This window comes from Hoeflea sp. AS16 (genome assembly GCF_038900095.1).
Classification (GTDB): domain Bacteria; phylum Pseudomonadota; class Alphaproteobacteria; order Rhizobiales; family Rhizobiaceae; genus Hoeflea.
On record NZ_JBBMQQ010000003.1, the window covers coordinates 106,257 to 127,399 of the forward strand.

Here is a 21,143-nt window from a genome sequence, read left to right on the forward strand (position 1 = left end):
CCCTGTTGGCGTCGATTGTACTGCCAGCGGGGGCGATGGCTTCCGAGCTTTCGATGCAAGTTGGGCGGGTGACCTCGCAACCGATCGGGCATTACGAATTCTGCAAGAAATTTTCTTCCGAATGCGAGCCGGTCAAAGGATCGGGCGCCGCGCCGAAGGTGACCGATTACGGCTGGGACGTGATCCGGGAAATCAACCGTGCGGTCAATTTTTCGGTGATGCCGAAGACCGATCTCGAGATGTTCGGCAAGGAAGAGGTCTGGACCTATCCTAACGTCGCCGGTGACTGCGAAGATTACGTGCTGCTCAAGCGCCACATGCTGATCGAGCGCGGTTTTTCGCCAGCCGACACCCTGATTACCGTGGTTCGCAAGCCCGATGGCGAAGGCCATGCTGTGCTGACGCTGAGGACCTCCGAAGGCGATTTCGTGCTCGACAACCTGGTCGACGAAGTCAAGAACTGGCGGGAAACCCCCTACAGCTACCTCAAGCGCCAGGCATCGAACAATTCCGGCCGCTGGGTCACCATCGAGAACGGTTCAGACGTTCTGGTCGGCGCGCTGAAATAGCTCGTTCAGGGCAGACTGAAAGGCATGATGTCAGGCTGCCGGTGTGGCTGCTTCTGCCGCGGCTGCGCGGTTTTCAATCAAGCACAGTGCCCATGACGCAGAGACGCCGACGGCGGCCACCAGCATCAACAGAGCAAGCGTCAAACCTATGCCAGCATGGCTGATGGCCAGCGCCGTGCAAACCGGTGCGCCGGCCATCGCGAGCAGGCGAAGCGTGGCAAGATTGCCGGTCATGGCGCCATAGCCCTCGGTGCCGAACAAGCGCGCGGGAAGAATGGCGCGGGCGATGAAGTTCAAGCCCTGGCCGATACCGAAGCTGACTGCAAATGCGATCACGATCAGCTCTCCGTCGAACCAGAGTCCCGCCACCAGGCAGACCAGGCCGAGCAGCAGGGTCGTGCTCGAAATCACTCCGACGACCGAAGACGACACCCGTTCCCCGGACAGCATCTCGATAAGCCTCGCGGCGACCTGCATCGGGCCGATGACGGCACCGGCCAGAGCCGCGAGCGCTGCTGTGCGGCCCATCTCGCTCAAGATCAGGAAGAAGGATGTGTGCACTGCGGACATCAGGAAACTGCCGCCGGCAAAGGCGATGGCCATGAAAACGAAGGCGGCCGTGCGGTTTCCGGGTTTGAGAAGGCCGGGATCCCGGTTCGGAGCGGGGGCAGGCTGGGACCTGTCATGCGTTCCGGCCCTTCGCGGAACCATGGCGTGGATCGGCATGGCGATCAGCAGGTTGATAGCGGCCAGCACCAGACAGACGCCGCGCCAGTCCATGTATCCGAGCAGCCAGTGAATGAGCGGCCAGAAGACGGTGGAGGCAAAACCGGCAACAAGCGTGACATGGGCAATGGGGCGCCGGGCGTAACGGCCGTGAATGGCGGTCAATGCCGCGAAGCCGGTTTCATACTGAACCATGCGCGATGCGAATTCGATCACCAGCATGGCGACAACGAAGCCGGTCATGGACTGGACCAACGACAGGTTGACGAGGGCAAGCGCCGCCAGACACGACCCCGTGACCATCACCGGCCGTGCGCCGAAACGATCCATCGCCCGCCCCACCAGCGAAGCGGTGACCGCACTGGTCAGCAAGGCTGCGGAAAACACCCCGAAGACGAAACCGTTGCTCCAGCCCTGCGCGCGGGCGATCTCCGGCCCCAGGATGGCAAAAGGATAATACAGCGTTCCATAGCCAATGGTCATGGAGACGCCGATGAGCAGCGTCAGCGGCTCGACGCGGCGGGCCGGGCGGGTCACGACGCCAGCCCTGCAAGGATCGCGTTCCCTGCCCTTTCAAAGCAAGTCCGGGACATCATTCCGACTGCAGGCCCATTCCGGCGACACGGCGCAGGAACGCCAGCAAACCGGCATGATCCTCCCTGGCGGTCAAATCCTGGAGTTCCCTGAAGATCTCGGCCATGTCGAAACCGTCAGGCGCGGATTCCGCCGCGACGGAAATCTTCTGATGCGATGTCGGGTTGGCCTCCTCGACGGAGAAGAAAAGTTCTTCATGCAGCTTTTCGCCGGGACGCAGCCCGATTTCCTTGATCGCGATATCGCCACCGGGATTGCTTTCATCGCAGACGGTCAGGCTGGACAATTGCACCATCTTGATCGCCAGGTCCCGGATGCAGACTGCATTGCCCATATCGAGAAGAAAGATCCGACCGGGGAAATTCTCGCTCTCGTCGTTGCGGCGCGCCAGACTGCCGGCCTGAATGACCAGCTGTGCTGCTTCCTCGATCGACATGAAATAGCGCGTGGTTTCCGGGTGGGTCAGCGTGATCGGGCCGCCATTGCGGATCTGTTCCTTGAACAACGGAATGACCGAGCCACTGGAGCCGATGACGTTTCCGAACCGGACCGCGCAAAACACCTTGCCGGTCTTGTTGCGTTTGGCCTTCTCGGCGAAATCCTGGACCACCAGCTCGGCAATCCGTTTGGACGCGCCCATGACGCTTGACGGCCTGACGGCCTTGTCGGTCGAGATGAGCACGAAGACCTCGACATCGCTGTCATAGGCGGCAGACGCCACCGAGTATGTGCCAAGCACGTTGTTCTTCACACCCTCGAACGGGTTTGCCTCGACCAGCGGCACATGCTTGTAGGCCGCGGCATGGAACACCGTCCGGACGGCATGGTCACGCATCACGCGCCGCAACAGGGCCTGGTCGTCAACCGAGCCCAGCACCGCGACCTTTTCGAGACCGGCCTGTTTGGCAAGCTCGCGGTCAATCTGGTAGAGCGCGATTTCGCTCGAATCCAGCATGACCAGCTTGGACACCCCGACCGCGCTCAATTGCCGGCATAATTCCGATCCGATGGAGCCGCCCGCACCGGTCACCAGAACCACCTTGTTGCGGGTGTTGGCTTCCATGAGGGCATGATCGGGTGGCACCGCATCGCGGCCCAGCAGGTCGCCGATCTCGACATCGCGGATAAGATCGACAGTGTGCTTGCCATCGGCAATGTCGACAAAGGCCGGAAGGATGCGAACCCGCAATCCAAGATCGCTCAGCCGTTCGACAACCTCGGCCCGGCGGGCGGAATTGGCGCTGCGCATGGTCACGATGGCTTCGCTGATGCCTTTTCGTTCAATCAGCCGTTCGACGTCCGCAGGGTTGCTGATCCTGATGCCGCCGATGGTGGCGCCCCACATTGTCGGATCGTCATCAACCTGGAAGACGGTGATGCGGTTGTTGCTCTGCTTCAGGGTCGCGGCGATCTGGCGGCCGGCATCACCGGCGCCGTAGACCAGGATGTTTCGCCGCTTGGTCGGCTCTTGGGTGAATTCCAGGATCAGCCATCGCGAGATGTAACGGAAGCCGGAAACCAGCAGAAGCGACAGCAGCCAGAACAGCACCAGCACCGTTCGCGGCACAAGGGTGGAGCCTTCAAGCCGCGCCACATAGGCGACTACCGCCCAAAGAATGGCCGTCAGTCCGACCGCCTTGAAAATCGTCCAGAGCGCATGTTCGCCGACATAGCGGGTGATCGAGGTGTAGAGACCCGAGGCATACATGATCGGAATGCCGATGGCCGGCGCCGCCAAGATCAAAAGCAGCTGGTTGATATCGGGGTTGTAGAGTGCGTTGAAGCGCAGCGAATAGCTCAGCCAAACCGCGCCGGAAAACAAGACGAAATCGATGATGATAAGGATGAATTGCTTAGTCCGTCGATTTCTCGCAGCAAGCCAATGGATCACCTTACGAATCATGCTCGAAGTCTCTTGTTGATGTTCAATTCGTCATCGAAATCCGAATTTTTCCAAGCCGCTCAATGGCACACCCCCCCGCGCTTGGCAACTCAAGCACCGGCGACTGCCGGTTCCACGGCCCTGCAATGATTGGCGCTTTTCGCGCTTGTATGACGCAGATTTTTTTAGCGGCAAGCCAGGAAAACTGGGGCAGCACGCCGGCATCTCATGCGCCGGCGTGCTGACATTGCGGGAGGCTATCGACTGGCGTTTTTCACGCCTCAGGCATTGCCGATCAACATGCCGGCGGCAAAGACCAGCGCTCCGCCCAGGACCACCTGAAAGATCGCCCGGCTCCAGGGCGTGTCCATCCAGTGGTTCTGGATCCAGGCGATCGCCCAGAGTTCGACGAAGACCACGGCAATGGCAACGGAAGTTGCGATGGTGAAATCGGGAATGAGGTAGGGAAGTGCATGACCAAGGCCGCCGAGCGCGGTCATGATGCCTGAGGCCAGACCGCGCTTGACTGGCGAGCCGCGGCCGGAGATCACCCCGTCATCATGTGCGGCTTCGGTGAAGCCCATGGAAATGCCGGCGCCGACGGACGCCGACAGCCCGACCAGAAAGGTCGTCCAGGTGTCACCGGTGGCGAAGGCGGTGGCAAAGATCGGCGCAAGGGTGGAGACCGATCCATCCATCAAGCCCGCCAGTCCGGGCTGGACATAGGTCAGGATGAACTTGCGCCGGTAGGTTTCCTCTTCTTCGGCCTTCACGTCTTCGGGCGTGTGTTCGAGACCAAGCTTGCGCGCCAGAGATTCATGGCTCTTTTCCGCCAGCGCCAGGTCTCCGAGCAGCTTGCGGGTGTCCGCGTCCGAGGCACGCGCGGCAGCGGCGAGATAGAAATTGTGGGCCTGGGCTTCCATGTCCTCGGCGGTCTGCCGGATCTTGTCGACGGACTGGTTCTTCACCAGCCAGTCCGGCTTGCGCTCATAGAAGCCGCGGACATGTTCTCGACGGATGAGGGGAATGCGATCTCCGAACCGCTCCTTGTGACGCTCGATCAGGCGTGCGCGGTGCACGCCTTCCTCGGCCGCCATCTCTTCGAACACCTTGGCCGACTGCGGATAATCTTCCCTGAGATGATCCGCATAGGCCAGGTAGATGCGGGCATCATCCTCTTCCGACGAGATCGCCAGGGCGAGAATTTCCTGTTCGCTCAGGGAATCGAAGGACCTGCGATTGAAGCCGATAATACGATTGAGCATGTTACCCTCACAAATTAGAATGGTTCTAAATTATGAGGATGCGGCACAGTTATCAAGTCGGGAAAACACAAAGTTGATGCCAGCCGGGTTGATCCCGGCGGCGGTGGAGGCCAAGTGTTGCTTCATGACCGAAGCACGCGACATGTCCGAGAGTTTGCTGGACCGCCTTGGCAGCTTCCTGGCGCGACGGCTGCATTCCACCAATGCCGGCTACGAGCCCTATACGCCATCCGATCCCGAAACGCTTTCGCGCACCCTTCAGCCAGGCGACATCCTGCTGGTGGAGGGAAACCAGAAAGTGTCGGCGGCCATCAAGTATCTGACCCAGTCGACCTGGTCGCATGCAGCGCTCTATGTCGGTAGCGCCCTGAAGCCCGATGACGACAGCAGCGACGAGTATCCGCAACTGGTCGAGGTCAATCTCGGCGAAGGCTGCGTTGCGGTGCCGCTGTCCAAATATACCCGCTTCAATACACGGATCTGCCGCCCGGTGGGGCTGACCCCCGAGGACCGGGCAGCCGTCGTGTCCTACATGGTGGACCGGCTCGGGGTCCGTTATGACATGAAAAACATTTTCGACATGTTGCGCTATTTCTTTCCCACGCCACCGGTGCCGGTGCGCTGGCGCAGACGGATGATCGCCTTCGGATCCGGCGACCCGACCCGCGCCATCTGCTCCTCGATGATCGCCCAGGCGTTCCAATCGGTGCACTACCCGATCCTTCCCGAAGTCACCCTTGCACCGGGCCGGCAACGGGCCGATTCAGACTATTCCCGCCGCGAGATCCTGCATATCAGGCATTACTCGCTGTTTGCCCCGCGGGATTTCGACCTCTCGCCCTATTTCAAGGTGGTCAAGCCGACGCTCGAATACGGGTTCGACTACAAGCGGATCGAGTGGGGGCACAAGCAAGTGCCCGAACCCGGCGAAAACCCGGAGATCGCGTCGCCAGGCGAGTGACGCCGCCCCGACGCGAACAGGGCCAGACCTTTCCCCGGCCTGCACTCACGGCGTGCCCTTGCGCGCTGCCGGCATAACGTTTAACACCCCATAACTGATGTTTGACACATTAACATGAGTGTTTTAAGCATTCATGTTGAGTGCTAACGCAAGAAAGTCGAGCCATGATTACCGCTTCACAGCTGCGCGCCGCCCGGGCGCTTCTTGGCATAGACCAGAAAACCCTTGCCGCGATGGCAGGTGTGTCGCTGCCGACCGTTCAACGGATGGAAGCCAGTGACGGCAATGTCCGGGGCATCATCGACACCCTTACCAAGGTGGCGGAGGCGCTCGACAAGGCAGGCATCGAACTCATCGGGGACAATGCAAGCAGCACCACCGGCGGGCGCGGGGTCAGGCTGAAGAACCCGACCCCTTCCTCGTAAATGCCACCCTGAAGACAACTCAAGTCGCGACGGCGACCGCCGACAGACTGCCGACGATCCCGCCGCTCAAAGCTGGACAAAGAGAAACACAAACTCTCACACTTTTAGCAATGGGCTCTCGAAATGCGTCAACCAAAGATACTCACCACACTTCAAACCTACAGCTGGCAGCTGTTTGTCAGTGACCTGCTGGCCGGGGCAACGGTTGCCATGGTTGCGCTGCCGCTGAGCCTGGCCATCGCCATTGCTTCCGGGGCCGGTCCGGACAAGGGGATTGTCACGGCCATCGTCGGCGGCTTTCTGATTTCGCTGTTTGGCGGCAGCCGGGTCCAGATCGGTGGCCCGACAGGGGCCTTCATCGTCGTCGTGTTCTCCGTGATTGCCCAATACGGGTATGACGGCCTTGTTCTGGCGACCTTCATGGCGGGCATCATCCTGCTGGTCGGCGGCTACTTCCGGGCCGGCAACCTGATTGCCTTCGTTCCCGAGGCGGTGGTCAACGGCTTTACCATCGGCATTGGCATCATCATCGCCACGAGCCAGCTCAAGGACTTTCTTGGCCTCGCCATTGAAAAGGAGCCGGCCGATTTCCTCGAAAAAATCCCGGTGCTGTGGGAGTCCCTGGACACGTTCAGCCTTGCGACCTTTGCAATCGCCATTGTCACACTGATCCTGATTGTGGTTCTGCGGCGCATCGCGCCCCGTTTTCCGGGCCTCATCGTCGCCGTCGGAGTCGGGTCCGCGCTCGTGGCACTGATGTCGCTCCCTGTCGATACGCTGGGCTCGCGGTTTGGTGAACTTCCAAGCCAGATGCCCTGGCCGCAGCTGCCGGAACTTTCCATCTCGCGCATGATCGAGCTGCTTCCCTCCGCCTTCATCATCGCCTTCCTGGCCGGGGTTGAATCGCTGCTGTCGGCCATGGTCGCCGACAAGATGATCGAAGGCCAGCACAGGCCGAATGCCGAGCTGACGGCTCAGGGCATCGCCAATATCGGCTCGGCCCTGTTCACCGGCCTTCCGGCCACCGGCGCGATTGCGCGCACCGCGACCAACATCAAGGCCGGCGGCAAGACACCCGTGGCAGGACTTGTCCATGCCGCCGTCATCTTGCTGGTGATGATGTTTGCCGCACCGTTGGCGAGTTACCTGGCGATGCCGGCGCTTGCCGCACTGCTCATCGTCACGGCGTGGAACATGACCGAACCGCACAAGTGGGGCGAATATGCGCGCGGCAGGAAAAGCGACGTCATGCTCCTGCTGCTCACGCTGGTCCTGACCGTTCTTGTCGATCTGACGGTCGCCATTGGCGCCGGGGTCTCAATCGGCCTGGCGCTGCGCCTGAGCCGCCGCAAGGCGGTTGAAACAGACTGGACGCCGCCGGACCGTTAAGCTTCAGCCGCAGCTCATCTGGCGACCTTGTCCCCCTGCCCGCTTCCGAGCAGCGTCGACAGGCCAATCGAAATGTCCAGGCGCAGGGACTGCAAGGCCAGATACCTTGCATCCCATTCCGCCAATCGTTCCGGATCGCTCATGTCGATGCCGTTGATCTGGGCGAGGCCGGTGATGCCCGGCTTGATCCTGAGAACCCCGAGCCGCTCGCGGGCCTCGATCAATGCCGTCTGGGTCGGAAGACAGGGGCGCGGGCCGACAAGGCTCATCTGGTTGCACAGGATATTCCAGGCCTGCGGCAATTCGTCGAGCTTGGTTGCGCGGAGAAAGCGTCCGAATGGCGTGATCGCCGCCGCGGTGATTTCATGGGTCCCGGCCTGGCGGGTTCCCAGCTTCATTGTGCGGAACTTGTAGCAGACAAATTCTCGGCCGTTGCGGCCGATGCGCGTCTGGGCAAATATGCCCGGCCCCGGCGACTGGAAACGGATGACGGCCCAGATCAGCGCCATCGCCCACCATAAAACCACAAAGACACCGATGGCCACGACCAGGTCGATCAACCTCTTTGAGGCGGCGAACCAGGCGTTGTCCTGCTGGCTGTCAGAGAGAATTATTTCACTTCCGGAACCCGGCTGTTCCGACGACAGGATGAAATCGGCAAGCCGCTGCACATCAAGGGTCGGCCGGAGCATGGCGAGAATGCCGAACAGGCCGCGCGCCAGCCGTCCGGGCAAAGGGTTGAGCCAGCTCAACCGCCCGGCCCAACGGGCTCCATGGACCAGCGGCACATAGAGAGTGACAGCGTCCAATCCCTCGATCTGTACCGGTTGGCTGAGCTGCCCCCGGGCATGCACGGGGAATATTGCGAGCAGGCGGCCAATGCCTGCCTGGCGGGCCGTGTCGGCCATCCCGGCCAGCAAGGCATCACTGGCGCGCACACGGGCTTCCCCGCCGTGGCCTTTGCCGTCAACGGCAATATGGACCAGCAGATCCCATCCACGCGCACGCCGGACGATTTCGTCATCGCCGCAGGTTTCACATTGCGGAAACAGTGCCGCAAGTTTTTCCGGATCCGGCCCGGCGAGCAGCAATTGCACACCCGGCCGCGCGAGCAGCGGAACCAGATCCTGGCCGACAACGCCTGATGCGCCGGTGATCAGTATTTTCATCTTGTTTCCAGCCCACCCATCCGCGGCTCCCCGGTTGCTCGTCCGCATACAGCAGAACCCGTCAGGATGGATAGCCTATTGCAGCAATGCACAGCGCATCCTTTCCATCGTCACAGACCATACCGCCGCTCAGGCAGTCTGCCTGTATGGTGGCCGCCAGCCATGATTGGCCGTGGTCAACAGCAGGAAATACAGGGCGTAAAGCGCGACATGCCGGTCAATCACCAACAGATAATGCAGCATGCCGAAAGAGAGCGTCAAAGCCAGCATGAGAACGACATTCTCCTTCATGCTGGGGCTTCCGCGCGCATATATCCGGTAGAAGCAAAACCCGAAATAAGCCAGCGTGAGTGTCAGCCCGACAAAGCCACGCTGCAGGATTTCATCGAGGATGAAATTGTGAACGAAGGAATATTTCTCCAGATTTTCCTGGTTGTAGGACGGGCTGCGCTTGGCGATTTCAGCCGAAATTCCATGTCCGCCACGACCGAGCAGCGGATGCTCGGGGATCAGGTTCAGCGCCGCCTGCCACTGGACGAGCCGGGTTGATATTCCCGACGAGCCGGTGAATTCCGAGAATTCGAGCGTGACGTTCACTTCCTTGATCGTCGCCTCAATCCTCTGCGTGAGGATCGGCGACACCAGCCAGATGCTTCCCGCCGCAAGCGCCAGAACGGCAACCCAGACTGCCCGCGCCTGCCGGTCGGCCAGTTTCCAGCTTTTCAGGTCAGCCCGGGCGAGACTGAACAGATCCCAGACCAGACCGACAATGAAAACGGGCAACACAGACCGGGTCTGGGAAATCAGGATCGGGATCAGGGCGACGTAGAAAAACAGCCTTCGATTGGCCAGCAGCCAGGGAGGCGACTTGACCTGAAGGCGCGAAACAACCGCCAGAAACGCGATCGCGAAGGACGCATTGGCGGCATTCGAACCGAAGCCAAAACGCCCGCCGTCCATCACCGTCACGGCCAGCCCCCAGATCGCCATGACGACAAGGCCGGCCCGCGTGCCCAACACGAACTGGCGCAACGGATCACGAACCAGGACCGCACCGACGGCAAGCGGGATGATGAGGAGATAATACAGCGGATAGGACGACCATCGCATGTCTTCGGGCAGGCTTCCGTTGGCCAGGTTTATCGCCAGGCACGAGGCTGAGAAGGCAAGCGTCGCCAGAACGTATTTCCTGTCGAGGTGACGCAGGGACTTCGCCGGCCTGAACAGCAGCAGGTAGATCCCCATGACCACGAAAATGCCGAACACGACTGCGCTTGTCTCTGTCGGGAGCATGAACATGAATGCCCCCAGTGCGAACAGCCAGCCATCCAGCTTGCGGCGAAACAGGAAAATTCTTTTCGACGCAGACTTGGACGGTAAGGGGAAGCGCATTCGGGTTTTTCCTGACTAGGGATGGGCGTGAAGAATTCATGTGGTGATCGATTGATCAGTCTGGATATTCCAACCGGTGAACCCCTCATCCGCATGGATCTTCGAAAAAAGCAGCGATCGCGCATCTGCCTGTCTCGGCAAATCCGGAGGTGATGTATGGAGCGACGGTTTGCGCAGGTCAAGAATTTGATCCCTGTTCACTGTCGAGGACCTAGGCCTGTCGCGGTGTTTCCCGATCACCGGGTTGCGGGGCCGGGCCCGTTTCAGGCCCACCGGACGCTCCCCTCTCACGGGCACTGTCAGCGGCAATCACTCGCTCCGACCCCGCCCACCAGCTGAGATTCGAGCCTGCCCGGTTCGCGCCCGCGCGACCGGTTGCCGGGCGTTGGCGCAAAAGAAGGCCGGGCCTGCCAACCGCCATGCATCCAAATTGGCTGGAAATCCTGCCGCCCTGATCTATAAGGGGCAGTCTGCCGGGACAGCACGAGAGGCTGGGCGAGACGGGCGCATCATGATTGGATTGGTTTGATATGAGTAGGTGGTTTGTCACAGGCGGCAATGGGTTCATCGGGTCCAACCTGGTCACGCTCCTCGCCGGCACCCCGGGAACCACGGCCCCCCTGGCGCGGGAAATCGTCATCTACGATTCAACCGAGGCCTCGGCCAGCCGGCCTATCGACGCGCTCAAGCAAGCGGCCGGGGCACGCGGGAATGCGCCGGACATCACCTGCGTCACCGGTGACATTCTGGACCGTCCGGCCATGGCCGAGGCAATGGCCGGTGCCGACTACGTCGTTCATCTCGCGGCTTCATCCAATGTCAACCGGTCCGTCGAAGACCCGTTTTTCGATCACCAGAACAATGTCATCGGCACCCTGAACACGCTGGATGCGGCGCGTATGGCCGGCGTCAAACGGCTGGTCTTTGCCTCCTCGAGCGCGCCGCTGGCCAATGCGGCGCCGCCGATCCACGAGGACATGGCGCCCGATCTCGGGAACCCCTATGCCGCGGGCAAGCTGGCCGGCGAAGCCTATTGCCAGGCATTTTCCAGTTGCTACGGGCTGCAAACCACCGTGCTGCGCTTTTCCAATGTGTTCGGCCCCTATTCGGACCGCTCGAGCGGGGTCATCCCGACCTTCATCCGCAAGCTGCTGGCCAGCGAACCGATCGAAATCTACGGAGACGGTTCGGCGACGCGCGATTTCATTCATGTCAGCGACATCTGCGCGGTGATTGCGAAGGCCGCCACCGATCAGCGGCCCTCCAGGGGCGAGGTTTTTCACGTCGCGACAAAGGCCGAAACCAGCATATTGAAGGTCGCCACGCTGCTGGTCGAGGCAATACGGGCGCGCGGTTTCGAGACACCCGAACTGCTGTTCAAACCCGAGAGGGTCGGCGATGTGCCACGCAGTTTCTCGGAAAATTCCAAGGCAAGACAGTTTTTCAACTGGCAACCCCGCACCACACTCGAGAAGGATATCGGAGACCTCGTCGACTGGTTCGTCGCCTTGAAGACAGCACAAACCTGAACCGGCCCGGGCTTGCCGGAGGGGGCGGGAGTGAAGGCTGCTACCGAGACACCACATATATATATTTGTTGGAGCCACTATCTGGTTTCCTGCGCCCTCGAAAATCTGCCGCATTTCCGGTATGATGAACGGCAACCAAATCCAATCGGCAAGCATACAAAATAGCTCTGTTTTTACAGCAAATTACCTCCGAACACTCACGCCAAACGGGTAAGCAGGAACTCTGTTTTGCTTACCCAAAGCCATATCAGGCAAAGGCTCAAGTTACTGGCGTGCTAAAAACGTCAACCCGACAGATTGTCCGCGGCGACGCCAAGCAAGGGCTATCCAACGGCTAGATTGACTCAGTTTGATCTAGAAGGTACTCGCTCTCTGCATCGTCACCAGATACTACCGAAAGCCATAATGTCCAGAATAGTAAGCCGCTGTCGCATTTGTGGTAATGAGCATCTGGCTCCCATATTGGATCTGGGCGAGCAGGTGATGAGCGGCATTTTCCCGCGGTCCGTATCGGAAGAAGTGGAAACTGGCCCTCTGCAGCTGGTTAAGTGCATTGGCAAGCCTGAAGAGGCTTGCGGCCTGGTGCAGTTGGCTCACACCTTCGATCTTGAGAGCATGTATGGAGATACGTACGGCTATCGCTCCGGACTAAATGCCAGCATGGTAAGGCATCTTCATGCCAAGGTGGCTCATATTCAGGAAATCGCTCCGCTCCAGGCCGGAGATCTTATCATTGACATCGGCAGCAATGATGGAACGACACTTTCGGCTTATCCCGCCGATCTCTACGACCTTGTTGGAGTCGATCCAACCGGCCGGAAGTTTGCGTCATACTACAAGCCGCACATCCGCCTCATACCGGACTTCTTCTCCGCACAGACCCTGCAACAGCATCTCGGCGGTCGTCGCGCACGGGTTATAACTTCGTTCTCGATGTTTTATGATCTGGAGGCACCGGCCGAGTTCATGCATGAAGTTATCCAAATGCTCGAGCACGACGGCATTTGGGTTCTCGAGCAAAGCTATCTTCCGACGATGATCGCCCGGAACAGTTACGACACAGTGTGTCACGAACACCTTGAGTATTACGCCCTGAGCCAAATCAAATGGATGGCGGATCGCGCCGGGGCAAAGATTATCGACGTTTCGTTCAATGATGTGAATGGTGGCAGTTTTTCGCTCACCGTCGCTCGGAAAGAGGCTCCACAGCCGGAATTTTACGGGCTTTCGGCAATCCTTGAGCATGAACAGTCCATAGGGCTGGATGGCCTTGCCCTGTTTCGCTCCTTTGCCGAACGGGTTGAGGAAAGCCGGGATGCTTTGCACAATTTTTTCCAAATGGCTCGTCAAGAAAGTGCTTTCGTTGGGGGGCTCGGAGCTTCCACGAAGGGTAATGTCCTGCTGCAATATTGTGGTGTCACCACAAACGATATCGCTGCCATCGGAGAAGTTAATGAGGACAAGTTTGGAGCCTTTACCCCAGGCACCCTCATTCCCATCATCCCTGAAAGCGAATTGCTCAGTCAGAAACCAGACTACCTGATAGTTCTGCCCTGGCACTTCAAACCGTTTTTCGACAACGCACCTCATCTTGCTGGACAGAAGCTTGTCTACCCGTTGCCCAAGATCAAGGTGAACGGGTGAGCGAAAAACTTCCTGGCAGACATTTGTCACGCCGTCCAAAGATGCTGCTCTGCGATCCCTCTCGCCAAGTCTGAGGCAAGTATGCCGATCGAAGCTATTCGCCATAGACGAGGGAACTTGCGACATCTGAATGGTAGAGCGTCAAGGCACCTACTATCTTATGCCAACACGTGAAGCTGTTCGCGCTTTCCAGAGACAAGGTTACCGATTCTTCTAGGAAGGACATCTGTGAAGACAAGACCAAACATCCCTTGGGCGAAGGCCGAGTTTTGGGGCAGCGAAGAGAAGTACGTCATCGATGCGCTTCGATCGAGCTGGATCTCCGGCGGCCCATATGTTGAACGGCTGGAAGCTGCATGCGCTGAGTTCCTTGGCGTTCCCCATGCCATTGCTGTGAGCAATGGTACAGCGGCGCTGGATCTGTCCTTTCTGGCTCTCGATATTCAGCCTGGTGACGAGATCATTGTGCCGGGTTTCGCGTTCATGGCGGCCGCAAATCTGGCGCTACAGAAAGGCGCTATCCCGGTCTTTTGCGATGTCGACCCGCTAACCTGGTGCATCCAGCCAAAGGCCGTGGAAAAGCTCATCTCCAAACAAACGCGCGCAATTGTTGCCGTACACAGCTACGGCAACATGTGCGACGTTCCTGGACTGGTCGATCTCGCCGCGGCCCATGATATTGCTCTCATAGAGGATGCGGCTGAAGCATTCGGCTCGAAAATGGATTCGCTCCTAGCTGGCACACAGGGACACATAAATACATTCAGCTTTCATGCCACCAAAACAGTCACTACGGGCGAAGGTGGTCTGGTGACCACCCACGACAGCGATCTTGCCGAGAAAATGCGTCTCTATCGCAGCCATGGCCTGCGTCGCCATAGGCATTATTGGCACGAACTGCCGGGCCACAATTTTCGCCTGACCAATCTTCAGGCTGCCATGGGTGTGGCCCAGATGGAAAAAATCGAGACCATTCTGGATCACCGAGTCAGGATGTACCAGCGGTACAAGAATCGGATTCAATCGATGCCGGGCACTCAAATGCAGATGATCACGGAGACATGCGAGGCGGCGATTTGGGCCGTTGCCTTACGTCTGGACGCCACGTCCTTCCCGCAGGGACGCGACGAAGTAATGTCTGCGCTGTCGAGCCGAGGAATTGAGACGCGTCCCGGATTTCAGCCACCGGCGGAAATGGACTATTTTGGCCCAACGTCTGTTCCGGTGAGCGAAAATCTTGGACGCTGGGTTATCAGTCTGCCGAGCTACCCAAGCCTGACCGACAGCGAAATTGATTACATTTGCAACGAACTTGCAAAGTTGAGCAAAGCCGGATGACCTTACAAACCGCATCAAACGCATTTTCGGTGATTTTGCCGACCTACAATGAAGCCGGCAACATAGTTGAGCTCGTCAACAAGATCCGCTCTGCCGTCCCGGAAGGGTTTGCCTGTGAAGTCCTCGTGATCGACGATAACAGCCCGGACGGAACGTTTGATCTCGTGCGCGAAACGTTCAAAAATGATCCATCCGTCCGGCCAATCCTGCGGACCAGCGACCGCGGTTTTGCGAAGTCGATACGGCATGGGATCGAGAATGCGGCGCATGAACGGATCATCGTGATGGACAGCGATCTGACCCATGATCCGATCGAAATTCCAAGACTTCTGCATGTGGGAGAGATCTACGATATTGTCAGCGGTTCCCGCTTCTGTGCCGGCGGCCGCATGACAGATACCAAGCACTACATGACCAGCCTGGTGTACAATTGGATATTACGGCTGTTATTGCGCACTCAGGTTCAAGACAATCTCGGTGGCTATTTCTGCGCACGACGAGACAGCATTTTGCAGTTACCGATGAACGAGATTTTCTTCGGCTATGGTGAGTATTATTTCCGCCTGCTCCATTTCGCACAGCGGGCAGGAATGTCGATCGTGGAGTTACCATCGCACTACCTGTTGCGCGGAGCGGGTACGAGCAAATCCAACTGGTTGCACATGATCTGGAGCTACACGACAGCAGCGCTCCGGCTGAAATCAAGAATTGCGTTCTCGGAGGAAACCAAAGGCGACAACAATTCATCGACTACGCCGCATTCATCATGAGCGACAGACCGACCAAGGGACGCATGAGGTATCTCACTTTTGGAGTTCGCCTGCTGTTTACAGCTGGCCTCCTGGGAATCGCCCTGCAGACAGTCGACCTTGAACTCATCCGGTCAGGCCTCGAGGCTGATCTCGGCTTTGCGTTGATGCTGTCGTTTTCTCTTCTGCTGTTTGCTCTGGCGCTCTCCGCGATAAGATGGGTGCTGGTCTGCAACCTTACCGGAATTAAGCTCAGTACCTTGATGTCCGGAGCGATCGTTTTGATCGGACATTTCTTCAATCAGCTCCTTCCAACCTCTTTCGGCGGCGATGCCATGCGTGGCTGGTGCCTATGGCGCCAGGGAACCACCCTGAAGAAAGCCTTCGCCAGCGTTCTTCTGGACCGGCTATTCGGTTTGGCAGCTCTCCTGATGCTTGTGGTCGGAGGATTGCCCCTGTTGGCCATTCGCCTAGGAACCAACCTGCCATTCTATGCGGCCGGAGGAATCCTTGCCGCCGCAGCACTCGGGCTATTTCTGCTACTGAACCTGCACGGAGCTCCGGCGACACTTCGGCGGCGCCGGTTCTGGCCACTATTTGAAAGACTTTCCGTTCATGCGCGGAATATCTTGAGTGCGCCAACCGAGATAGCCATCATCATGATCCTGTCATTGGTGGCACATGCGAGTGCTCTTTACACAACAGCCCTGATATCAAACGCCCTTGGTGCACCCCTTACCTTGACCGACGCCCTGCTGATCGTGCCATCCGTGCTGGTACTGACCGCCTTGCCGATTTCGATTGGCGGTTGGGGCGTGCGCGAAGCCGGTCTTGCAGGCGGCTTCGCGCTGATTGGGCTCGACCCTGGTGTCGCGGTTACAACGTCCATTCTGTTCGGAGCCGTCAACATCCTGGGAGGCGTCATCGGCGGTCTGGTCTTCCTCGCGATGGGTAGTCCTAAACCGGTTACATCCGAGGACGCTTCCTGAGCGAATAATAGACCAGGCATTCGCCCTCATCCCTCACAGCCCGGTCCACAGCGCCGGACAGCAGTGTCGCCATGACTGGAGCCGTGAACGGGCGCAACGCCGGTAAAAGCAGCCAGCGCCGGAACAACTTCTTGGCAATCAGTGCTGGCAACGCCAGTGGAGTCAAAAGGTCATAAAGCGTCGAGGTGTTCACCGGGACATAAGGGCGTTCGACTTCGACCTCGAACCCGGCCTGCTCAAACAGCTGGCGCCACTCGGCCAAAGTATGAACATTATAATGCTTCCAGAAACGGTTATAAAACTGTCCGTATCGTTTCGCTTGCCCAACAAGGCCGATGGAAGAGAGAAGACGGGCGATGAACGTTGCACGCTCGAGCTTGTCTGTTGGTATGGTGATGTAGAAACGCGCGGTGTCGCTCATAAGCCGGTGCACTTCCTGCAGAACCGGCATGAGATCGGGAATGTGCTCCAGAACACTGTTTGAAAAAACGGTATTATAGGTGCCGTCAGCCTTCGGAATATCGTCACCGAAACATACAATGAGTTCATTGTACTTATCGAGAGGCCTTGCACGCTCCACTTCACTGGCGTCGGGATCGATACCGGTATCGATCTTGCCGGCGAACAGAATGTCTGCGAAGATTCCATCGCCGCAGCCTATGTCCAAAATAGGTGCAGGCCACTCTTTGCCGACATGCAGGCCACATTCAATGGAGCGCTCCAATGCCAACGCAGCTGGTGCGATTCTTAGATACCGCTTCAAGAAGTTATTGTGAAACTGCACGGTCGGTCCTTTCCGGGGAATAAACGACGTAGGTTGGGTTGTGAAATACCTGCCTGAAATTTTCTGGATTTTTCAACGTGTCCGTCTTCCGCAATATCAAGTATTTATAACTATACTTTCGAACCGCTTCCTCCATTCTGACACGCTTGACCCTCTCAATGAAGTCTGGCGCAACCTTCCCGCTTGCGAAAAGATCGGGAACAGCAGCATTATAGTTTTGATAAATCAACAATTGATAGAATCCCACCGCCTGAAACGCATCTTGATCGAACAACGTCGTCATCGGCCCATAGATGTAATCATAAAACGCGGCGATATCATCTTTTGGTGCATTCAAAATTGAATTAATGATAATCTCATTATTCTCGACAAGATCGACGACATGGAGAAAACGCTTCATGAGTTCGTCAAACGGCAAGGCATTCATCGCGTACAGACCGACGAAAGGCGTGGCATCGGTATAGAAGTCGATCAGCGTGGTGTCATCAATATTTCCGGAAGCCACCACGTCACCAGGCATTGTATGCGCCGCGAGCCACGACATGGTGTCATATCGATCACGTTCGAGGAACCCGGACCACTTTTGCGGCTCGTAAGGCCTGATCAGCTCTGAAACACCGATGAAGCCAATCATCAGGAGAATGCTGACCGGTATCTGCCAAAACCGTACGCGGTGCCTTGTCGACTCTGCAAACTTCTGCTGCAGTCCCCGCCCCGCGATCCCCCAAATCCATACCACCGCCGAAATACACAGGGCGACACACAGAACGAGCGCAATCATCGTTGCCCCGCGCAGCCAGAGCCGGTCGCCGAGCGTGACGCTGTCGCTTAGAAGGCCTATCAGCATTGAGCCGAACAGCATCGACTTCAACAGCACTTCTCTTGTGCCCCATTTATATCCAATTCGGCCGATCAGTATCGGTATGAGCAGAACAAAGAAATTCGTATTGATGTTCAAGCCGGCAAAACGGCCATGCCCCAGCTGAGCCCCGAGTTCGGTTTGGTAAAAGCGATAGAAAGCCACTTCCTGCCATGCCAGCCCGACCAACAGCGCCAAGGCAGCAAACAAAAGTGGAAAATGAATACGCCGCTGACTCACGAGTACGAACAAAAACGTCAGGCCTACACCCGCACCGATATTCGCCCCGACAGCTATGCTTGACGCTGACGTCAATGTGAGCAGTCCGCATGCAAGAAGGTATCGCGCGACGGTCGGCTTCTCCAGCAGAGCCAAGAGGGACGCAATTGCAAAAAGACCAAAGCTCCAAAACAGCGTCGGGCTCATCAGACGCACCACATTGGCCTCGAAACGCCACAGATGCAGGAAATTGGTGTAAATAGTGCCGGAGAACAAGCTCCACGAAAACGCATCCGAAATAAAGATAATGAGCCCGGCGAGGGCCAGCGATGAAGCCATGCCAAACCGGCGGTTCAGAATCAGCTGAAGCGCGACAAGTGCTGCAAACGCAAGGAGAGCCGTCTGAACCACCATCAATGCACCGAGAGCTGCGGCGTGATTGGGAGTTACAAACTTCATTACCTTGTAGATCAGGTGATCGACGATCAGTCCCGCCACAAAGGAGCAGGCCAGTGGATTACCGCTGGCGTCGACTTCATTTTCGTCGGCGGGGCTTCGGCAAGCGCTGGCACCCCGCTTGATAAGGCTGAAATAAAGATAGTTGTCATTGAGGTCGGTACTGTGACCGGCGATGGGCACGCCGACACGAATCTCATCGGATGACAAGCTCCGGCGAAGCATGTTCTGGTGAGCGATCAGGGCAACCATCATAGCGGCAAGGGCATAAACGACGATGGAGCGCCATGTGGAGCCGCTGTTAGTCATAGCCACTGTCCTAGGTTCGACGGAAGTTAAAGATGCTCGATTCGCGACTCTAGTTCGCCCAGCTTGAGCCTCCGTCGATCCGAATCGACCATTTGCCGAACCATGTCTTCGAACGAAGTTTTGGGTTCCCACCCCAATACACGCTTTGCCTTGCTTGCATCACCCAGCAGATAGTCAACTTCCAATGGACGAAAATATTCTGCTGAGACCTCCACCAGTGTGCGTCCGCTTTTCCGGCAGATGCCCTTCTCCTGAGCACCACTGCCAACCCACTCGATTTCTATTCCACAGTGCTCGAAGGCCAACTGTGTGAATTCGCGCACCGTTCGTGTCTTGCCGGTGGCAAGCACGTAGTCATCGGGCTGGTCCTGCTGCAGCATCAACCACATGCCTTCCACATAGTCGCGTGCATGTCCCCAGTCCCGGCTGGCGTCAAGATTGCCGAGATAGAGAACCTCCTGCTTGCCTTCATCAATGGCAGCCACCGCCCGTGTAATCTTTCGGGTGACGAATGTTTCACCTCTGATGGGGCTTTCGTGGTTGAACAGAATGCCATTGGAGGCGTGGATGCCGTAAGCTTCTCGGTAATTCGCGGTAATCCAATAGGCATAGAGCTTTGCAACAGCGTAGGGGCTGCGCGGCTCGAAAGGCGTCGCTTCGTTCTGCGGCCTTTGGGGAGAGTTTCCGTACAATTCCGAGGTTGATGCCTGATAAAACCGTGTCCGCTCGTTGAGTTTCAGGATCTGAATCGCCTCAAGCAACCTTAGCGTGCCGAGCGCATCGGAGTTGGCGGTATACTCCGGCGTTTCAAAGCTCACATGCACATGGCTTTGCGCCGCAAGATTGTAAATCTCATCCGGCTGAACAGTTTGGACAACACGCAGCAGACTTAACGCGTCAGTCATATCCGCGAAGTGCAGAAACAACCGGGCGTCCGGGTCGTGACGATCCTTGTAAAGCGGATCAATACGGCCTGTATTGAAGGAAGACGAGCGGCGTTTGACCCCGTGGACTACATACCCCTTGTCCAACAGAAATTTCGTCAGATATGCGCCGTCCTGTCCCGTAATTCCGGTTATTAAAGCTGTTTTACGGGACATCGGCTACTCTTTCGGCAATTGAGACACGCATTGTTGACGGAGGATTTTGAATACGCCGGGTACATACCGTTTCGACAACACCGAGTCCAATAAATGTTGCCATGTTCACACAAGGCCAATCAACGCCTCCAATCAGACCGATTTTATCGGCATTGAGTGCTCTCAGCGTTTGGCGACGCACCTATCGAGCGGTTTGGATAGCTGCGCAAACTCTCACATATACGTATCATGGAGCATACAGGACCAAAGCTTGTCATTGCCGTCAAAACTCCATATGGCTTGCCGAGATCACATCTTTACACTTGGATGGAAAAACATGGCGCCCCCAAAGGGAACCGGCAAGAAGCCAAAGGCTGACAAGTATTTCGGGTCACACGAAATCCAGCCTCGTAAGGAGACCATCAAGGGCTCTTCGAACCGTAATTTCGGAACGGTGTTTGCGATTTTCTTTGCGCTGATTGGCGCCTATGTCCTCTACAAATCGGGTGACAGCTGGAAATACTGGCTTGCCGCGGCTGCGGCGATGGCCGGCATAACGGTCGTTGCCCCGAACCTGCTTGCATGGCCCAACCGGATGTGGAGCAAGGTCGGGCTGTTGATGTCAAAAGTCATCAGCCCGCTGACAATGGGCGTATTGTTCTATCTTGTCATCACCCCCATCGGTGTGGTGATGCGGCTCGCAGGCAAGGACCTGCTGAGCCTGAAATGGGACCCGGAAGCGGAGAGCTACTGGATCAAGCGAGATCCTCCCGGTCCTTCGGCTGAATCCCTGCGCAATCAATTTTAATCAACAGG

General features: G+C 57.7%; 18 protein-coding genes. 10 read left to right on the plus strand and 8 right to left on the minus strand.

Annotated elements, in window-relative coordinates:
- The first annotated feature begins 35 nt into the window (after positions 1-35).
- Positions 36-569 (plus strand): transglutaminase-like cysteine peptidase, encoded by a 534-nt coding sequence (locus tag WNY80_RS09100; RefSeq protein WP_342887480.1) that lies wholly within the window; start codon positions 36-38, stop codon positions 567-569.
- A gap of 30 nt (positions 570-599) precedes the next feature.
- On the opposite strand, the gene WNY80_RS09105 is transcribed toward WNY80_RS09100, so the two are convergent.
- From WNY80_RS09105 to mbfA, 3 genes are all read right to left on the minus strand, one after another.
- Positions 600-1,832 carry an MFS transporter gene (locus WNY80_RS09105; protein WP_342887050.1) on the minus strand — a complete coding sequence of 411 codons (1,233 nt, stop codon included), beginning with the start codon at positions 1,830-1,832 and terminating at the stop codon, positions 600-602.
- Positions 1,833-1,887: 55 nt separating this feature from the next.
- The gene (locus WNY80_RS09110; RefSeq protein WP_342887051.1) at positions 1,888-3,792 is read right to left on the minus strand and encodes a nucleoside-diphosphate sugar epimerase/dehydratase; all 1,905 of its coding nucleotides are present in this window, start codon (positions 3,790-3,792) and stop codon (positions 1,888-1,890) included.
- A gap of 260 nt (positions 3,793-4,052) precedes the next feature.
- Positions 4,053-5,036 (minus strand): iron exporter MbfA, encoded by a 984-nt coding sequence (gene mbfA, locus WNY80_RS09115; RefSeq protein ID WP_342887052.1) that lies wholly within the window; start codon positions 5,034-5,036, stop codon positions 4,053-4,055.
- Between the two features lie 124 nt (positions 5,037-5,160).
- On the opposite strand from mbfA, the gene WNY80_RS09120 reads away from it, so the two are divergent.
- The 3 genes from WNY80_RS09120 (at position 5,161) to WNY80_RS09130 (ending at position 7,811) form a co-directional block, all read left to right on the plus strand.
- Entirely contained in the window at positions 5,161-5,997 is an 837-nt protein-coding gene (locus WNY80_RS09120; protein WP_342887053.1) for a YiiX/YebB-like N1pC/P60 family cysteine hydrolase, read from the plus strand.
- A gap of 164 nt (positions 5,998-6,161) precedes the next feature.
- Complete coding sequence (locus WNY80_RS09125; RefSeq protein WP_342887054.1) at positions 6,162-6,422, plus strand: helix-turn-helix transcriptional regulator; 261 nt, start codon at positions 6,162-6,164, stop codon at positions 6,420-6,422.
- Positions 6,423-6,545: 123 nt separating this feature from the next.
- Positions 6,546-7,811, plus strand: a complete 1,266-nt coding sequence (locus WNY80_RS09130) for a SulP family inorganic anion transporter (RefSeq protein WP_342887055.1) — start codon at positions 6,546-6,548, stop codon at positions 7,809-7,811.
- Positions 7,812-7,825: 14 nt separating this feature from the next.
- On the opposite strand, the gene WNY80_RS09135 is transcribed toward WNY80_RS09130, so the two are convergent.
- Positions 7,826-8,980, minus strand: a complete 1,155-nt coding sequence (locus WNY80_RS09135) for a hybrid nucleoside-diphosphate sugar epimerase/sugar transferase (RefSeq protein WP_342887056.1) — start codon at positions 8,978-8,980, stop codon at positions 7,826-7,828.
- Between the two features lie 129 nt (positions 8,981-9,109).
- Complete coding sequence (locus WNY80_RS09140; protein WP_342887057.1) at positions 9,110-10,372, minus strand: O-antigen ligase family protein; 1,263 nt, start codon at positions 10,370-10,372, stop codon at positions 9,110-9,112.
- Positions 10,373-10,902: 530 nt separating this feature from the next.
- Between WNY80_RS09140 and WNY80_RS09145 the strand changes: the two genes are divergently transcribed.
- The 5 genes from WNY80_RS09145 (at position 10,903) to WNY80_RS09165 (ending at position 16,621) form a co-directional block, all read left to right on the plus strand.
- Complete coding sequence (locus WNY80_RS09145) at positions 10,903-11,901, plus strand: NAD-dependent epimerase/dehydratase family protein (RefSeq protein ID WP_342887058.1); 999 nt, start codon at positions 10,903-10,905, stop codon at positions 11,899-11,901.
- Between the two features lie 405 nt (positions 11,902-12,306).
- Positions 12,307-13,545 carry a class I SAM-dependent methyltransferase gene (locus WNY80_RS09150; protein WP_342887059.1) on the plus strand — a complete coding sequence of 413 codons (1,239 nt, stop codon included), beginning with the start codon at positions 12,307-12,309 and terminating at the stop codon, positions 13,543-13,545.
- A gap of 228 nt (positions 13,546-13,773) precedes the next feature.
- A complete protein-coding gene (locus tag WNY80_RS09155) occupies positions 13,774-14,883 on the plus strand; it encodes a DegT/DnrJ/EryC1/StrS family aminotransferase (protein WP_342887060.1) in 1,110 nt (369 codons plus the stop codon).
- Positions 14,880-15,653 (plus strand): glycosyltransferase, encoded by a 774-nt coding sequence (locus WNY80_RS09160; protein ID WP_342887061.1) that lies wholly within the window; start codon positions 14,880-14,882, stop codon positions 15,651-15,653. The genes WNY80_RS09155 and WNY80_RS09160 overlap by 4 nt, the downstream gene beginning before the upstream one ends.
- Positions 15,650-16,621, plus strand: a complete 972-nt coding sequence (locus WNY80_RS09165) for a lysylphosphatidylglycerol synthase transmembrane domain-containing protein (RefSeq protein ID WP_342887062.1) — start codon at positions 15,650-15,652, stop codon at positions 16,619-16,621. The genes WNY80_RS09160 and WNY80_RS09165 overlap by 4 nt, the downstream gene beginning before the upstream one ends.
- On the opposite strand, the gene WNY80_RS09170 is transcribed toward WNY80_RS09165, so the two are convergent.
- Genes WNY80_RS09170 through gmd form a run of 3 tightly spaced genes read right to left on the minus strand, consistent with a single transcriptional unit; the run spans position 16,599 to position 20,348 of the window.
- Entirely contained in the window at positions 16,599-17,405 is an 807-nt protein-coding gene (locus WNY80_RS09170) for a class I SAM-dependent methyltransferase (protein WP_342887063.1), read from the minus strand. The genes WNY80_RS09165 and WNY80_RS09170 overlap by 23 nt on opposite strands.
- The gene (locus WNY80_RS09175) at positions 17,389-19,248 is read right to left on the minus strand and encodes a hypothetical protein (RefSeq protein ID WP_342887064.1); all 1,860 of its coding nucleotides are present in this window, start codon (positions 19,246-19,248) and stop codon (positions 17,389-17,391) included. The genes WNY80_RS09170 and WNY80_RS09175 overlap by 17 nt, the downstream gene beginning before the upstream one ends.
- Before the next feature lie 26 nt (positions 19,249-19,274).
- Complete coding sequence (gmd, locus tag WNY80_RS09180; protein ID WP_342887065.1) at positions 19,275-20,348, minus strand: GDP-mannose 4,6-dehydratase; 1,074 nt, start codon at positions 20,346-20,348, stop codon at positions 19,275-19,277.
- Between the two features lie 316 nt (positions 20,349-20,664).
- On the opposite strand from gmd, the gene WNY80_RS09185 reads away from it, so the two are divergent.
- Positions 20,665-21,135 (plus strand): SxtJ family membrane protein, encoded by a 471-nt coding sequence (locus WNY80_RS09185; RefSeq protein WP_342887066.1) that lies wholly within the window; start codon positions 20,665-20,667, stop codon positions 21,133-21,135.
- Positions 21,136-21,143: the final 8 nt, after the last annotated feature.

Excerpts from the sequence above, each read along its gene's own strand:
- WNY80_RS09140 (WP_342887057.1), bottom strand. The coding sequence starts at position 10,372 with ATGCGCTTCCCCTTACCGTCCAAGTCTGCGTCGAAAAGAATTTTCCTG.
- WNY80_RS09110 (WP_342887051.1), bottom strand. The coding sequence starts at position 3,792 with ATGATTCGTAAGGTGATCCATTGGCTTGCTGCGAGAAATCGACGGACT.
- WNY80_RS09185 (WP_342887066.1), top strand. The coding sequence starts at position 20,665 with ATGGCGCCCCCAAAGGGAACCGGCAAGAAGCCAAAGGCTGACAAGTAT.
- WNY80_RS09135 (WP_342887056.1), bottom strand. The coding sequence starts at position 8,980 with ATGAAAATACTGATCACCGGCGCATCAGGCGTTGTCGGCCAGGATCTG.
- WNY80_RS09100 (WP_342887480.1), top strand. The coding sequence starts at position 36 with ATGGCTTCCGAGCTTTCGATGCAAGTTGGGCGGGTGACCTCGCAACCG.
- WNY80_RS09175 (WP_342887064.1), bottom strand. The coding sequence starts at position 19,248 with ATGACTAACAGCGGCTCCACATGGCGCTCCATCGTCGTTTATGCCCTT.
- gmd (WP_342887065.1), bottom strand. The coding sequence starts at position 20,348 with ATGTCCCGTAAAACAGCTTTAATAACCGGAATTACGGGACAGGACGGC.
- WNY80_RS09165 (WP_342887062.1), top strand. The coding sequence starts at position 15,650 with ATGAGCGACAGACCGACCAAGGGACGCATGAGGTATCTCACTTTTGGA.
- mbfA (WP_342887052.1), bottom strand. The coding sequence starts at position 5,036 with ATGCTCAATCGTATTATCGGCTTCAATCGCAGGTCCTTCGATTCCCTG.
- WNY80_RS09150 (WP_342887059.1), top strand. The coding sequence starts at position 12,307 with ATGTCCAGAATAGTAAGCCGCTGTCGCATTTGTGGTAATGAGCATCTG.
- WNY80_RS09120 (WP_342887053.1), top strand. The coding sequence starts at position 5,161 with ATGACCGAAGCACGCGACATGTCCGAGAGTTTGCTGGACCGCCTTGGC.
- WNY80_RS09125 (WP_342887054.1), top strand. The coding sequence starts at position 6,162 with ATGATTACCGCTTCACAGCTGCGCGCCGCCCGGGCGCTTCTTGGCATA.
- WNY80_RS09160 (WP_342887061.1), top strand. The coding sequence starts at position 14,880 with ATGACCTTACAAACCGCATCAAACGCATTTTCGGTGATTTTGCCGACC.
- WNY80_RS09130 (WP_342887055.1), top strand. The coding sequence starts at position 6,546 with ATGCGTCAACCAAAGATACTCACCACACTTCAAACCTACAGCTGGCAG.
- WNY80_RS09145 (WP_342887058.1), top strand. The coding sequence starts at position 10,903 with ATGAGTAGGTGGTTTGTCACAGGCGGCAATGGGTTCATCGGGTCCAAC.